Annotated in this window: 16 protein-coding genes; 7 read left to right on the top strand and 9 right to left on the bottom strand. The window is 73.9% G+C overall.

Annotated features, from left to right (window positions below; genetic code table 11):
- On the bottom strand, positions 1-1,493 hold a 1,493-nt coding region (ctaD, locus tag E4U92_RS18280), incomplete at its 3' end, for an aa3-type cytochrome oxidase subunit I (protein ID WP_137301512.1).
- Between the two features lie 287 nt (positions 1,494-1,780).
- On the opposite strand from ctaD, the gene E4U92_RS18285 reads away from it, so the two are divergent.
- Both E4U92_RS18285 and E4U92_RS35945 read left to right on the top strand, forming a co-directional pair.
- Positions 1,781-2,635 carry an MBL fold metallo-hydrolase gene (locus E4U92_RS18285; protein ID WP_137301513.1) on the top strand — a complete coding sequence of 285 codons (855 nt, stop codon included), beginning with the start codon at positions 1,781-1,783 and terminating at the stop codon, positions 2,633-2,635.
- Between the two features lie 115 nt (positions 2,636-2,750).
- Positions 2,751-2,897 (top strand): hypothetical protein, encoded by a 147-nt coding sequence (locus E4U92_RS35945; RefSeq protein WP_168218056.1) that lies wholly within the window; start codon positions 2,751-2,753, stop codon positions 2,895-2,897.
- 78 nt (positions 2,898-2,975) lie between these two features.
- Here the strand turns inward: E4U92_RS35945 and E4U92_RS35950 are convergent, their stop codons facing one another.
- Positions 2,976-3,140: a hypothetical protein gene (locus tag E4U92_RS35950; protein WP_168725148.1), complete on the bottom strand. Its 165-nt coding sequence runs from the start codon at positions 3,138-3,140 to the stop codon at positions 2,976-2,978.
- A 154-nt stretch (positions 3,141-3,294) separates the two neighbouring features.
- On the opposite strand from E4U92_RS35950, the gene E4U92_RS18290 reads away from it, so the two are divergent.
- Both E4U92_RS18290 and E4U92_RS18295 read left to right on the top strand, forming a co-directional pair.
- The gene (locus E4U92_RS18290) at positions 3,295-3,966 is read left to right on the top strand and encodes a DUF2278 family protein (protein ID WP_137301514.1); all 672 of its coding nucleotides are present in this window, start codon (positions 3,295-3,297) and stop codon (positions 3,964-3,966) included.
- 183 nt (positions 3,967-4,149) lie between these two features.
- Positions 4,150-5,862, top strand: coding sequence for a SpoIIE family protein phosphatase (locus tag E4U92_RS18295; RefSeq protein WP_137301515.1), 1,713 nt, complete (start codon positions 4,150-4,152; stop codon positions 5,860-5,862).
- A gap of 327 nt (positions 5,863-6,189) precedes the next feature.
- Here the strand turns inward: E4U92_RS18295 and E4U92_RS18300 are convergent, their stop codons facing one another.
- The 3 genes from E4U92_RS18300 to E4U92_RS18310 form a co-directional block, all read right to left on the bottom strand.
- Entirely contained in the window at positions 6,190-6,516 is a 327-nt protein-coding gene (locus E4U92_RS18300; RefSeq protein WP_137301516.1) for a hypothetical protein, read from the bottom strand.
- Positions 6,517-6,801: 285 nt separating this feature from the next.
- Complete coding sequence (locus E4U92_RS18305) at positions 6,802-7,731, bottom strand: amidohydrolase family protein (RefSeq protein ID WP_137301517.1); 930 nt, start codon at positions 7,729-7,731, stop codon at positions 6,802-6,804.
- Between the two features lie 56 nt (positions 7,732-7,787).
- Entirely contained in the window at positions 7,788-8,228 is a 441-nt protein-coding gene (locus tag E4U92_RS18310; protein WP_137301518.1) for an OsmC family protein, read from the bottom strand.
- Positions 8,229-8,299: 71 nt separating this feature from the next.
- Between E4U92_RS18310 and E4U92_RS18315 the strand changes: the two genes are divergently transcribed.
- Entirely contained in the window at positions 8,300-9,289 is a 990-nt protein-coding gene (locus tag E4U92_RS18315; RefSeq protein ID WP_137301519.1) for a GlxA family transcriptional regulator, read from the top strand.
- Between the two features lie 166 nt (positions 9,290-9,455).
- A complete protein-coding gene (locus tag E4U92_RS18320; protein ID WP_137301520.1) occupies positions 9,456-10,094 on the top strand; it encodes an HD domain-containing protein in 639 nt (212 codons plus the stop codon).
- Between the two features lie 10 nt (positions 10,095-10,104).
- On the opposite strand, the gene E4U92_RS18325 is transcribed toward E4U92_RS18320, so the two are convergent.
- From E4U92_RS18325 to E4U92_RS18340, 4 genes are all read right to left on the bottom strand, one after another.
- Positions 10,105-10,692, bottom strand: a complete 588-nt coding sequence (locus E4U92_RS18325; protein WP_137301521.1) for an Rv1733c family protein — start codon at positions 10,690-10,692, stop codon at positions 10,105-10,107.
- A gap of 8 nt (positions 10,693-10,700) precedes the next feature.
- The gene (locus E4U92_RS18330; protein WP_137301522.1) at positions 10,701-11,507 is read right to left on the bottom strand and encodes a rod shape-determining protein; all 807 of its coding nucleotides are present in this window, start codon (positions 11,505-11,507) and stop codon (positions 10,701-10,703) included.
- Entirely contained in the window at positions 11,504-11,875 is a 372-nt protein-coding gene (locus tag E4U92_RS18335; RefSeq protein WP_229862925.1) for a TraR/DksA family transcriptional regulator, read from the bottom strand. Before E4U92_RS18335 ends, E4U92_RS18330 begins: the two co-directional genes overlap by 4 nt.
- Before the next feature lie 128 nt (positions 11,876-12,003).
- Positions 12,004-12,318: a TraR/DksA family transcriptional regulator gene (locus E4U92_RS18340; RefSeq protein WP_137301523.1), complete on the bottom strand. Its 315-nt coding sequence runs from the start codon at positions 12,316-12,318 to the stop codon at positions 12,004-12,006.
- Positions 12,319-12,644: 326 nt separating this feature from the next.
- On the opposite strand from E4U92_RS18340, the gene E4U92_RS18345 reads away from it, so the two are divergent.
- Complete coding sequence (locus E4U92_RS18345) at positions 12,645-13,598, top strand: HAMP domain-containing sensor histidine kinase (RefSeq protein WP_137301524.1); 954 nt, start codon at positions 12,645-12,647, stop codon at positions 13,596-13,598.

Genomic DNA, 13,598 nt, shown 5'->3' on the forward strand with positions numbered 1-13,598 from the left:
CACACGTTGTAGAGGAAGGGGAACATCGACAGGCCGAGGACGAACGAGCTGATCGTCGAGATCGTGTTCAGGGCGGTGAAGCCGTCGGCCGCCAGGTAGTCGGCGTACCGCCGCGGCATGCCCTCGGCGCCCAGCCAGTGCTGGACCAGGAAGGTGCCGTGGAAGCCGACGAACAGCGTCCAGAAGGTGATCTTGCCGAGGCGCTCGTCGAGCATCTTGCCGGTGAACTTCGGCCACCAGAAGTGGAACCCCGCGAACATCGCGAAGACGACGGTGCCGAAGACGACGTAGTGGAAGTGCGCCACCACGAAATAGCTGTCGGTGACATGGAAGTCCATCGGCGGGGACGCCAGGATGATGCCGGTCAGCCCGCCGAAGAGGAAGGTCACGAGGAAGCCGGCCGCCCAGAGCATCGGCGTCTCGAAGGACAGCGAGCCCTTCCACATCGTGCCGATCCAGTTGAAGAATTTCACCCCGGTGGGCACGGCGATGAGGAACGTCATGAAGGAGAAGAACGGCAGCAGCACCGCCTGGGTGGGGAACATGTGGTGCGCCCACACGGTGACGGACAGCCCGGCGATCGCGATGGTGGCGGCGACCAGGCCCATGTAGCCGAAGATCGGCTTGCGGGAGAACACCGGGAGGATCTCGGTGATGATGCCGAAGAAGGGCAGGGCGATGATGTACACCTCCGGATGCCCGAAGAACCAGAAGAGGTGCTGCCAGAGAATGGGCCCGCCGTTCGCCGCGTCGTAGATGTGCGCCCCGAACTTGCGGTCCGCCATCAGGGCGAACAGCGCGGCCGCCAGGACCGGGAAGGCCAGCAGGACCAGGACACCGGTCAGCAGCACGTTCCAGGTGAAGATCGGCATGCGGAACATCGTCATGCCGGGGGCGCGCATGCAGATGATCGTGGTGATGAAGTTGACCGCGCCGAGGATCGTCCCGAAGCCCGAGAAGGCCAGGCCCATCACCCACAGGTCGCCCCCGACCCCCACCGTGCGGGTGGCGTCCGACAGGGGCGTGTAGGCGAACCAGCCGAAGTCGGCCGCGCCGTTCGGGGTGAGGAAGCCGCCGACCGCGATGAGCGAGCCGAACAGGTACAGCCAGTAGGCGAACATGTTCAGCCGCGGGAACGCCACGTCGGGCGCGCCGATCTGCAGCGGCATGATCCAGTTGGTGAAGCCGGCGAACAGCGGTGTCGCGAACATCAGCAGCATGATCGTGCCGTGCATCGTGAACGCCTGGTTGTACTGCTCGTTGGAGATGAGCTGGATGCCCGGGCGCGCCAGTTCGGCGCGCATGACCAGCGCCAGCACGCCACCCAGCAGGAAGAACCCGAACGACGTGGTGAGGTACAGCGTGCCGATGGTCTTGTGGTCGGTGGTGGTCAGCCACTTCACCACCACGCTGCCGGGCTTGCGGGCCTTGACCGGCAGCTCGCTCTCGTAGGTGGCGGGGGCCGGCCCGTGCGGGTCGTTGAGAATGCTCACAGGTCGTGTGTCTTTCGGTGCTCGCGGTATGCCGGTGCCATGGCGTCGGTCACTGGCCATCTTCGCGATGTGCAACGACGGCCGACTCCCGCAGCGTTCGACACGCGGCCGATCGGCTGAGCCGCTCACCCGAGTGGAGTACCGGGCGGCCCCGGCGCGCCGTAGGACCGTCCCCGGCAGGACTGACCCGCCCCGCTCCGGGTACCCCCGGCCGCACCAGGGGCGCCCGCTCCCGCGCACCGCGGCCCGCGCCCCGCGACCCTGCGACAGGCGAAGGGCGGGTGACCATGTCAGCAACCCCGGTCGGCCCCACGGACCACGCGCTCGACCTCCACTTCATCGGCAACGCGACCGTCCTGCTGCGCTACGGTCCGTTGACCCTGCTCACCGACCCGAACTTCCTGCACCGCGGCCAGTACGCCCACCTCGGTTACGGCCTGGTGAGCCGGCGCCTGACCGAACCGGCCCTCGCGCCGCAGGACCTGCCCCACCTCGACGGGATCGTGCTGTCCCACCTGCACGGCGACCACTGGGACCGGCAGGCGCGCCGCCACCTCGACCGCACGACCCCGATCGTGACGACACCGCACGCCGCGCGCCGCCTCAAGGTGTTCCAGGGCTTCGCGCGCACGGCCGGCCTGCGGACCTGGCGGGGTCTGACCCTGGAGCGCGGCGGTGTCCAGGCCCGCGTCACGGCCCTGCCCGGTCGGCACGCCGGGCACCGGGTCCTGCGCGGGCTGCTGCCGCCGGTGATGGGCAGCATGCTGGAGTTCGGCCCGGTGGGCCGGCCGCCGCGGCTGCGGCTGTACGTGTCGGGCGACACGCTGGTGTACGACGGCCTCGACGAGATAGCCCGGCGCTTCCCGGCGGCCGACCTGGCCGTGCTGCACCTGGGCGGCACCACGCTGCCGGGCGGGTTCGTCGTCACCATGGACGGGGCGCAGGGCGCCGAGCTGTCCCGCCGGCTGGCCCCCCGGGCCGTGCTGCCCGTGCACTACCACGACTACACGGTGATGCGGTCGCCGCTGTCGGACTTCCTGGCCGAGGCGGAGCGGCTGGGCCTCGGCGACCGGATCGTGCACTGCCCCCACGGCGGCCGGGCGCGCCTGACCGTGGCCGACGGAGCGGTCGCCGTGGCGTGAGAGAGCGGCGGCAGCGGCCCGGCCGCTCGGCAGGGCTGGACCGGCCGTCCCCGGGTACCCGCACCCCGAGGAGCCCGGTGCGAAGCCGGGCGTCCCAGAGGGGAAGGAGTGACGCGTGTCCGCAGTGCTCGAGAGGATCAAGCGCTTCGCGAAGAGCCCGCAGGGGCGCCGCACGATCGACCAGGTACGCCGTACCGCCGCCGACCCGCGCCGTCGCGCCCAGGCCCAGCAGCTCCTGGGCAAGCTGCGCACCCGCCGCTGATGTGAACGGGGTGCCACCGCCGGTCCGACCGTGCGGTGGCACCCCGTTCCGCGTCCGCGGCCGTCACGTCCTAGACGGTCAGACGCCCTCGGCCTCGGTGCCGTCCGTCTCCGTCCCTCCGGCCTCGGCGGAGTCCGCCCCGGCCTCCTGGCCGCGCCGGGCTTCCTCCTCCTCCGGGTGGACGTCCTTCTCGCCCGTCTCCTTCTCCAGCGGAGATGACAGGTCGTCCTGCGAGCTGGTCATGTCGGCTCCCTTCGGTCGTGGCCGTCCGAGTGCCCCTCCGCAGGCGGCCGATTCGTCACGGCCCCCGTTCAGCGGGGCCGACCGTGGCCGTGCTCTTCCGTACCGTCCGTGACGACGGCGAGACGCCGCGTGGCCGCGGTGGTTCACTGGCGCCATGCCTTTCGACCACTACGGCGTGCTGTCGGGGACCCTGCACGGACACCGTCGCGACGAGCCGGACGACCAGGGCCGCTGGTTCCACGTCAAGCTGGAGGTGGACGCGCCCGACGGCCGCTACCACTGCGCCGTCGACGTCGACAGCCACCAGTCCAACGTGGGCGTGCGCTTCAAGACGTTCACCCTGGAGGCAGCCGCCCTCGAACCGGCCGTGTCCCTGCCCCCGGGCTACCACGAACTGGACCGCGGGCCCGACTCGGGCGCCCTTGACTACCTGCGCCACCCGGCGCTGGTGGACCGCTCCGGCGTCCTGTTCGAGCGGCGCCCGCCGTCCTGGCTGTCGGACCTGCTCGACCTGTTCGGCTCCCGGCCGTGGCACGCGGGCAGCAACCTCGACGCGGCGACCGCGCTGGAGGGCATCCTCGTCCTCGGTCAGCGCGTCCTGGTCTTCGGTGAGCCGTTCGACAACCGCCCCCGCGGCGACGTCGGCATGCACAACGTCCACCAGAACCAGGGGGACCCCGCGGACTCCCAGTGGTGGCCCGAGAACGGCGTCTGGCAGGATGGCGCGACCGTCACCCACCGTCCCGACGGCCGCTACGACGTCTTTCTGACCAGGTTCTCCAGCCAGGCCGGCCACACGGACGGCGCGGGACACCCGCTCGCCTGACCGGGTTCCCCGCGCGGTGGCCGTCACCAGGGTCACCGTGGCCCCACGCGTTGCGCGGGCGCTTTCGGGGAACCCGTCAGCGTTCGATCGCGCGCAGCGACCGGACGACGAGCGAAGAACGGCACGGCGATCCTCCCGGCAGCGGGCCGGACGCGCCGGCCGGAGACAGGAGGAGGCCGAGCCATGTCAGGCCCGGAGGGAACCGAGACCGCCCCGCCGTCTGGCGGCTCCGTGCAGCCCGCCGACCTCACCCGAGCCCTGGACGCGATCCGGTCGGGTGCCTACGTGGTCGACGAGCTGGGCTGCATCCTGGCGGTCAACGCGGCCGCGGAGGAGTTCCTCGGCCGGTCCGCGGCGGACCTGCTCGGCCACGACGCCCACGACCTGCTCCACTGCGACGCCCACGGCCACCCGCTGCCGCGCAGCCAGTGCGCGATGCGCCAGGCGTTCCACGCCGGCCGGGCGGCCCAGGCCCGGCACTCCTACTTCCTGGGCGGCGACGGCACCGTGCTGACGGTGTCCTGGATGATCACGCCGTACGACGCCGGAGGCGACGGGTCGACCACGCTCGTCCTCTTCCACTCCGCCGACGCGTCGGCCGGCGACACCGGACCGGAGGGGCCGCGGACCATAGCGCTGTCGGAACTGGAGCGGCTGGCGCTGCTGGCCGAGACCACCGGCCGGCTGACCTCCACCCTCGACGTGGACGAGGCCCTGCGCAGACTCGTCGAGCTGGTCGTTCCCCGGCTGGCGGACTGGGTCGTCGTCGACCTGATCACCGAGCGCGACGAGGTGTGGCGGCACACCGTGGTCCACGCCGAGGGCGACACCCTGGTCGAGCTGGAAGAGCTGAAGGGCCCCATGCCGCCGGTGCCCGCGGAGTCCCCGATGCCGCTGTCCCGTGCGCTGCGCGGGGCGGCCTCCACCCTGGCCGCGCCCGGGACCTACCAAGGGGAACCCGACTCCGGCATCGCCGTCGAGCAGCGCCGCCTGTTCGACCACACGGGCATGCACTCCGCGGCGATCGCCCCGATCCGCAGCACCCGCGAAGTGCTGGGCGCCCTCACCCTGGGCCGGTCCGAGAACCCGGTGGAGTTCACCAGCGACGACCTGCCGCTGCTGGAGGACATCGCCCGGCGTGCCGGTCTCGCCCTGGACAACGCGCGCCTCTACCAGCGCCAGCGCAAGGTCGCCGAGACCATGCAGAACCACCTGCTGCCCCAGATGCCGGGCGTCCCGGACCTGCAGATGACGGTCCGCTACCTGCCCGCACCCGACGCCTCACAGGTCGGCGGCGACTGGTACGACGCCTTCCCGCTGGCCGACGGGTCCACCGCCCTGGCCATCGGCGACGTCGTCGGCCACGACCTGGAGGCCGCGGCCGGCATGGCGCAGGTACGCAACATGCTCCGCGCGTACGCCTGGTCGCAGCAGGAGCCGCCGAGCCGCATCGTGGAGCGCCTGGACGCGGCGGTCCAGCACATCACCGACGTCTCGATGGTCACCCTGATCTACGGCCGTCTCCAGCAGGCGGACGACGGCACCTGGCGGCTGTCCTGGACGAACGCCGGCCACCCGCCGCCCCTGCTGGTCAGCCGCGACGGCGTGACCACGTACCTGACCGACGGCCACGGCATCCTGCTGGGCACCGGCGTGGGCAGGGGCCGCCCCGACGCCTCGGTGGCCCTCCCGCCCGGCTCGACCCTCATCCTCTACACCGACGGCCTCATCGAGGCGACGGGCCGCACCCTGGACACCGGCATGCAACTGCTCCGCAAGCACGCCGCGGCCCTGATCCACCGTCCCCTGCCGGCCTTCACCGACCACCTGCTGCGCCGGGTGCGCGCCCCCCACAACGACGACGACGTGGCCCTCCTAGCGCTACGCACCCCCTGAGCGGGCCGGAGAACCTGATCGCAGTGCGTCCCCGGCTCACGCCCCGAAGGAGGCGGGCACAGGGATGCCGTCACGCAGCACCATGAGGGCCACCTCCCGCTGAGGGTCACGCGGTTCCGCTTCGATGCGCAGGCGGCGCGGCGCGTCGAGCGTGACCTCCGCGGCATGTCCGGGATGAGCAGCGAGCTGGTCGCCCGCTCCGGGGCGACGGGGGCGACGGCGGCTCGTGTCCTGGCCGGGCCGCACGCGGGCCGCGTACCGGGCGAGCTCCGCCCACAGGTCCTGCTGCCGCGCTGGGGCCGCCCGTCGGCCGGCGAAGGTCCGCGCCTAGACGACCAAGCGGTGCAACTCCAGGAGCGTCGCGCGCGCCAGGTGCCGGTCGAGCACCGCGACGGCGGCGTCCGGGGACGCCGCACGGGCCGCCGCGAGTTCCGCTTCCGCCTCCGCCCGCCGCGTCGCCGACCGGGTGAGCCGGAGCAGCAGGCGAGTCGTCGTGGACGCGACCGCGCGGGGGATCCACAGCAGCGCCCAGGAGGCCAGGTCACTGCGCCGGCCGCGGGCGTTGAAGCGCCGTTCCGCATCCGTGAGGTGGTGAGCCTGCCAGGCCTGGGCGGGTAAATTCCACGGAAGCCGCGCTTGCGGGCTGGTGCGCACACTGCCCGAGCCGACGGCCAGCGAGCCCAGCGCGGTGCCGATCAGGGCGCCGTGGCGGACGTGGCGAGGCGAGAGGTGGGCCGGTGCGTGGGCCAGGGCCGCGACGCGCTGCTGCGGCGGACAGGCCGCCCAGAGCAGGAGACAGTGTCGCCCGGCAGCCGGGCCGGACGGTCCTTCTCCACGCGGTCCCCCCAGTGGGCAGCGCAGGCGGTACGCGGCCTGCGCACTCGTCGTCCGGTCACGCTACGCCGGGCGTTCCCCCCGTTCCCGGTCCCCGCCGACGCCTCAGACGCCGAACAGCCGCGCCCCGTTGTCGTGGCACACCGCGCGGAGCCAGGTGTCTCCCAGGTCCAGGCGTTCCAGTGCCTCGAGCTGGTGGAGGTACGGGTAGGGGATGTTCGGGAAGTCCGTGCCCAGCAGGACGCGGTCGGCGAGGTCCCTGAGCCGGGGCAGGGCGCGGTGGGGGAACGGGGCCATCCGCTCGGCGAAGTCGGTGAAGGCCATCGTCGTGTCCAGCCGTACCTGCTCGTACCGCTCGGCGAGGCCGAGGAAGTCCTCGTACTCGGGCATCCCCATGTGCGCCACGATCAGGCGCAACCGCGGGTGGCGGGCCAGGACGCGGGCGATCGGTCCGGGGCCGGTGTGCTTGCCGGGGGCCGGGCCGGAGCCGCAGTGGATCACCACCGGTGTCCCGGCCTCGGCGAGCAGGCCCCAGGCGTCGTCGAGGAGTGCGTCGGCCGGGTCGTACGCGCCCACCTGCACGTGGGCCTTGAACACCCGGGCACCCGCCGCGACGGCCTCCCCGACGTACGCCCGGACGTCCGGCTCCGGGAACAGGGTGGCGGTGTGCAGGCAGCCGGGGGTGCGGCGGGCGAAGTCGACGGCCCAGTCGTTCAGCCAGCGGGCCATGCCGGGCTTGTGCGGGTAGAGCATCGCCGTGAAGGCGCGGACGCCGAAGTCCCGCAGCAGCGCCGCCCGCTGCTCCTCCTCCGCCCGGTAGGTGATCGGCCACTCGATGCCGCCGGTGAGCGGGCCGAGCGCGTCGAAGTAGGCCCAGACCTTGCGCAGGACGCGGTCGGGCATGAAGTGCGTGTGCACGTCGACCAGGCCGGGCAGTCCGAGCCGGGTCCAGAAGCGGCGCACCTCGGCGGCTTCGGGGGTGCCGGCGGCGGGAGGGCCGGCCTGGTCGGCGGGGGCGCCGCGGTGATCGCTCATGGCGTCCACCCTCGGCCCGGGGGACGGGACCGGTCCAGTCCCCGGGCGTCAGGGGATCAGGCTTCCTCGATCTCCGCGGCGACCGGGGTGCCCGTCTCCACCGTGCGGCTGACCGTGCAGAGCCGGTCGTGGGAGCTCTTCACCGCCCTCGGCAGGATCGCCCGGGCCCGCTCCGCGCCCTCGCCGTCCGGGAACGCCACGCGGAAGGAGACCCGCAGGTCGGTGAGCCGGTTGCCCTGCTCGTCGGTGATCTTGTGGCCGGTCACCGTCACGCGGAACGCGTCCGGCTCGGCGTGCCGGCTGGTCGCGGCGTCCACGTCGACCGCCGTGCAGCCCCCGAGGGCGGCGAGCAGCAGCTCGACCGGGGTGAACTCGGTCTCCGCGTCCGGGCCGGAGGCGGTCCCGAAGGCGATCGTGCCGCCGCGGGCGTTCGTCGCGACGAAGTGGCCGGTGCTGGTGCGCTCGACCGTGACGGAGCGCAGGGAGGTGTCGGTCATGCCGAGACAGTAATGCGCAGGGAGGAAGATGTGAGCTGAGACAGCGCGCGGACCACAACCGGGGTGAGCACATGACGGCCAGGGCACACAGCGTCGGCGTACTGGCGTTCGACGGCATGAAGATGCTGGACCTCACCGGGCCCGCCGAGGTGTTCAGCGAGGCCAACCGGTACGGCGCCGACTACCGTCTGACGGTCGTCTCGCCCGGCGGGAAACCGGTGTCCTCGTCGATCGGCATGCGTGTCCCCGTCGACGCCGACGTGGCCGACGCGCCCGCCTTCGACACCCTCCTGGTGGTGGGGGGCGACCGGCTGCCCGAAGCGCCCGTCGAGCCCGGTCTGACCACGGCCACCGCCGAGCTCGCCTCCCGGGCCGGCCGGGTCGCGGCCGTCTGCACCGGCGCCTTCCTGCTCGGGGCCGCGGGCCTGCTCGACGGCCGGCGGGCCACGACGCACTGGCAGCACACGGCACTGCTGGCCCGCCGCCATTCCCGGGCCCGGGTCGAACCGGACGCGATCTTCGTCAGGGACGGCACCACCTACACCTCCGCCGGCGTCACCGCGGGCATCGACCTCGCGCTGGCCCTGCTGGAGGAGGACCACGGGCCGGACCTCACCCGCCGCGTCGCCCGGTCCCTGGTGGTCTACATGCAACGGCCCGGCGGCCAGTCCCAGTTCTCGCCCTCGCTGCAGGGACCGCCGCCGCGCACCCCGGTCCTGCGGCTCGTCCAGGACGCCGTCCGGGCGGATCCGACGGGGGAGCACAGCCTGGACTCGCTCGCCGCGGCCGTCCGGGTCAGCCCACGGCACCTGACCCGCATGTTCCGCACGGAACTCGGCACCACGCCCATGAAGTACGTTGAACTGCTCCGCTTCGACATCGCCAAGGCCCTGCTGGACTCCGGCCACAACGCCACCGAGGCCGCGGCCCGGGCGGGCTTCCCCAGCTACGAGAGCCTGCGCCGGGCCTTCGCCCGCCACCTGGGCATCTCCCCGACCAAGTACCAGCACCGCTTCGCGACCACCGGCACGGGCTCCCGCACACCCGCCCCGCCGCCATGACCGGCGTCCCGCTGCTCACGGCCCGGGGCGGGCGGTCGCGCACCGCCCGCCGGCCATGGCCGTTTCGGTGGGCTTCCCGGCCGTAGGAGCGCGGCACGGGGACGGCCGGTGAGGGGAGGGTGGAGAGACCGAAGGCAGCCGTTCAGCACCCCTCGAGGAGAGCGTCATGAGCGAAAAGATCGCCGGTGTGGCCGTTCCGGACAGCGCGCTGGCGCAGGCCGCGACCGAACTGGTCCGCGAGACGACCCCACCCCTGATCTTCCACCACTCCCGCCGCGTGTACCTGTTCGGCAGCCTCCAGGCGCAGGCGCTGGGCCTCGCACCGGACCCCGAACTGCTCTACGTCGCCGCGCTGTTCCACGACACCGGTCTGGTGCCCCCGTACCGCAGCGACGACCAGCGCTTCGAGATGGACGGCGCCGACCAGGCCCGCGCGTTCCTGCTGGCCCACGGGTGTTCCGAGGGAGACGCCGACACGGTGTGGACGGCCGTCGCCCTGCACACCACCCCGGAGGTGCCCTACAAGCTGGCCCCCGAGATCGCCGCCACCACCGCGGGCGTGGAGACCGACGTGCTCGGCCTGCACCTGGACCGGATCACGCGGGCCCAGATCGACGAGGTCACCGCGGCCCACCCCCGTCCCGACTTCAAGCGGCAGATCCTCCAGGCGTTCACCGACGGGTTCAAGCACCGCCCGGACACCACGTTCGGCACGGTGAACGCCGACGTCCTGGAGCACTTCGTCCCGGGGTTCCGCCGGACCGACTTCGTCGACGTCATCCAGGACTCCGCCTGGCCCGAGTGAGCCGCCCCGCTCAGGACGACGTGGTCCAGCGGGGCGCCGTCTCCGCCCAGGCGGCGTCCCACGCGGCGAGGGTGCGGCGACGCAGCACACCCGCCGCCACGCCGTACGCGGCCGCCGCGGCCCCCTGGACGGCGAGGGCGCCGATCACCGCCCAGCCCATCGCCCGGCTGCGGACCTGGCCGGCGTCCAGCGGCGGGCCGGTGAGTCGCCCGTCGGCGCCGGCCCAGACCCGCACCGTGCTGCCCGCGGGCAGTCCGGGGCGGACGTCGGCCGTGGCGGTGCGCGCCGTGCCCCCGGGACCGGTGAAGCCGACCTGCACCGGGTAGCGGGTCCTCCTCTCCTCGGCGGACCCCGGCTCCGGGTGCCTGCGGGCGTCCTCCAGCAGGACGGCGGTGATGGGCTGCCGGGTGGCCGCCTGCTGCTGCGCGATGCGGGCGTAGTGGCGGTGGGCGGTGTCGCCGGACCAGAACAGGGCGACGGGCGTCGCCGCCAGCGCCGCCAGGAACAGGCCGAGGCCGAGCCACGCCTGCACCAGGTCGGCGCGGCGGCGCAGGGGATTGCGCCGCAGCCGCCAGAACAGGACCGTGCCGCCGGACATCCGTCCCCCTAACGCCCCGCCCCCGCGGCCGACGGGTGGGTGCGCGCCGCCGCCAGCAGCTTCGCCGCGCCCCGGACCGCCGCGGTGTGCGGCGCCGGAACGACCCGGACCGGCGCGGGCAGCCGTCCGGTGAGCCGGTACGTGACCTCGGGGCGCAGGGCGCCCCCGCCGGCCAGCAGGAGCCCGCGCCCCACCGCCTCGGCGCACAGTGAGCCGCGGTCCTGGCGCAGCATCGCCGTCAGCATCGTGGCCACCGCCCCGGCGATCTGCTGCGCCGTGACCGTGTCGCCGAGGTCGCCGGTGCCCAGGGCCACCCGGCGGGCGTCGGTGACGGCACCCTCGGACAGCAGCACCACTTCCGTGAAATGCGCGCCGACGTCGACCACCAGCAGCGGCCGGGACAGATCGGCCCCGGCGGCCAGGGCGACGGCCCGGGCGCCCGGCACCGTGAGCACGGCCCGCGGCCCCAGCACCCCGGCCACGGCCCGCGCCCGCGTCCGGAAGGCCACGGCGTCCAGCGCGGGCGCCGCGACGACGACCAGCGGCCGGGCGCCGCGGGGCAGCCGGTGACCGAGCGCACGCCGCAGCACCTCCGCGCACCCGGCGACGTCGACGACGGCCCCCCGCCGCACCGGGTACCGCGCGCCGTCCTCCAGGAAGGTCACCGTGGGCACGTCCACCACGACACCCCGGCCGGAGACCCACGCACGCGTGCGGGCACTGCCCAGGTCCAGGGCCACGCCGCAGCAGCGGCGGCACGCGGACCACGGCCGGTGCCGTTCCGCCGGGTGGGGGAGGAGCGCGTCACCGGTCATCGGGCGGCCTCCTTCACCTGCTGGCAGCGGGCGCAGTAGCGGGCCTGCGGCACGATCGCCAGACGCTCCCGGTCGACGGGGCGCCGGCACAGGTGGCAGACGCCGTAGGAGCCCTCGGCCAGGCGCCGCAGGGCCGCCTCGACGTCGGCGAGGACCATGCGGGCCGAGGCGGCGAGTTCGGCCCGCACCTCGATCTGCGCGGCGGTCTGCGGCCCGTGTGCCGCCCCGGCGCGCGGGACGACGGGCCGGGCCAGTCGGCGCAGTTGCTCCCGGCGGAACCGGAGCTGCTCGTGCAGGTCCTCGCGCAGCGCGGCGAGGTCCTCGGGCGACAGGTGCGTCGGACGTGGGTCGACGGTGTGGCGGATCACCACTTCACCCCTTCGTGGGCAGGGCGGCTGGGCAGGGCGGCTGGTCGGGGAGGGGCTGGGCGGGGAGCCGGGCACGGTGGTCGCGGCTGCGGCTGCGGCTGCGGCGGCGGCTGCGGCGGCGGGTGCGGTCAGCCGGTGAGACCGCGGCAGGCGACGCAGTGGCGGGTGTACGGCAGGATCTCCAGCCGCTCCGCGGGGATCGGCTTGGCGCAGCCCGTGCACGTCCCGTACGTGCCGTCGTCGATCCGGGCGAACGCCTCGTCGATCTCCTCCAGGACCTGCCCCATCGCGGCCCGCTGCGCCGCCAGGAGGTGGTCGTCGGCGCTCGGTCCCGCCTCGTCGAGGGCCTGCAACTGCGCCAGTCGGGCACTGCGGGCGTGTGCGAGACGCTGCCGGGCGTGGTGGTGCGGGTGGGGCTCGGCGCGGGTGGCATCGAGCGTCATGATCGGTCCTCTTCTCGTCGGACACGGCACGTGCGGTACCCCCTCCGGTGACGGGGAGGCGCCGTGTCTCCACCCTCGCCGGACCCGCCGCGCGGGCCCATCGGGCGCGGGCCCCATTTGTGACCGGGCCGGGCACCCATGGGGGACGCGCGTCCCGGAAATGGGGTCCGGACCCCATCGACGCCACCCCCGCGCCGGGAGAGGCTGGCCACAGGCTCACCCACGCACCACGCACCACGGACACCGACTTCGAGCGCGGCCGGCCGGACGGCGCGCGGCCGACCGGGAGCCGTTACCGACACCCGGGAAGAGGAGGCGCACAGCCGGTGTCCTTGTTCTGGCGGATCTTCGTGCTCAACGCCGTCGTGCTGGGCACGGCCACGGCGCTGCTGCTGTGGGCTCCGGTCACCGTGTCGGTGCCCGTCCTGCTCACCGAGGCGGTCATCCTGCTCGGCGGCCTGGCCGTCATGCTGGTCGCCAACGCCGTGCTGCTGCGCCTGGGCCTCGCCCCGCTCGACCGGCTCACCCGGCTGATGACCACGGTGGACCTGCTGCGCCCCGGCCAGCGGCTGCCCGCGTCCGGGGGCCGTGAGGTCGCCGAGCTGATCCGCACCTTCAACGCCATGCTCGAACGGCTGGAGCACGAACGGGCCACCAGCAGCGCCCGCGCCCTGCTCGCCCAGGAGGCCGAACGGCGCCGTATCGCCCAGGAGCTGCACGACGAGGTCGGCCAGACCATGACCGCGATCCTGCTGGGCCTCAAGCGCGCGGCGGACGAGGCACCCGAGGGCCTGCGCCGGCAGCTGTACGAGGTGCAGGAGATCACCCGGGAGAGCCTGGACGAGGTGCGCCGCCTGGTGCGCCGACTGCGGCCCGGGGTGCTGGACGACCTGGGCCTGGTCAGCGCGCTCACCTCGCTCACCGAGGACTTCGCCACCCACACCGGCCTGCGGGTCGCCCGCCGGTTCGCCACCGACCTGCCCGCGCTCGCCCCGGAGACGGAACTGGTGCTCTACCGCGTCGCCCAGGAGTCGCTGACCAACGCGGCCCGCCACGCCGACGCCGAACGGGTCACCGTCGGCCTGCGCCACGACGACGGCAGCGTCGTCCTCACCGTCGTCGACGACGGGCGCGGCATCACCGTCCCGCGCGAGGGCGCCGGCATCCGCGGCATGCGCGAGCGCGCGCTGCTCGCCGGCGGCCGCCTCGACATCTCCCCGGCACCGCGCACCGGCACCCAGGTGCGGCTCACCGCACCCGTCTCCGGAAGGCACCCCTGA

Origin of the sequence: Streptomyces galbus, from assembly GCF_005280195.1 — a bacterium.
In the GTDB taxonomy this organism is placed as follows: Bacteria; Actinomycetota; Actinomycetes; order Streptomycetales; family Streptomycetaceae; genus Streptomyces; species Streptomyces galbus.

What these genes read in the sequence shown, in the direction of transcription:
- E4U92_RS18285 (WP_137301513.1), top strand. Translation starts at nt 1,781, where the DNA reads ATGTCAGCAACCCCGGTCGGCCCCACGGACCACGCGCTCGACCTCCAC.
- E4U92_RS35950 (WP_168725148.1), bottom strand. Translation starts at nt 3,140, where the DNA reads ATGACCAGCTCGCAGGACGACCTGTCATCTCCGCTGGAGAAGGAGACG.
- E4U92_RS18290 (WP_137301514.1), top strand. Translation starts at nt 3,295, where the DNA reads ATGCCTTTCGACCACTACGGCGTGCTGTCGGGGACCCTGCACGGACAC.
- E4U92_RS18295 (WP_137301515.1), top strand. Translation starts at nt 4,150, where the DNA reads ATGTCAGGCCCGGAGGGAACCGAGACCGCCCCGCCGTCTGGCGGCTCC.
- E4U92_RS18305 (WP_137301517.1), bottom strand. Translation starts at nt 7,731, where the DNA reads ATGAGCGATCACCGCGGCGCCCCCGCCGACCAGGCCGGCCCTCCCGCC.
- E4U92_RS18310 (WP_137301518.1), bottom strand. Translation starts at nt 8,228, where the DNA reads ATGACCGACACCTCCCTGCGCTCCGTCACGGTCGAGCGCACCAGCACC.
- E4U92_RS18315 (WP_137301519.1), top strand. Translation starts at nt 8,300, where the DNA reads ATGACGGCCAGGGCACACAGCGTCGGCGTACTGGCGTTCGACGGCATG.
- E4U92_RS18320 (WP_137301520.1), top strand. Translation starts at nt 9,456, where the DNA reads ATGAGCGAAAAGATCGCCGGTGTGGCCGTTCCGGACAGCGCGCTGGCG.
- E4U92_RS18325 (WP_137301521.1), bottom strand. Translation starts at nt 10,692, where the DNA reads ATGTCCGGCGGCACGGTCCTGTTCTGGCGGCTGCGGCGCAATCCCCTG.
- E4U92_RS18330 (WP_137301522.1), bottom strand. Translation starts at nt 11,507, where the DNA reads ATGACCGGTGACGCGCTCCTCCCCCACCCGGCGGAACGGCACCGGCCG.
- E4U92_RS18340 (WP_137301523.1), bottom strand. Translation starts at nt 12,318, where the DNA reads ATGACGCTCGATGCCACCCGCGCCGAGCCCCACCCGCACCACCACGCC.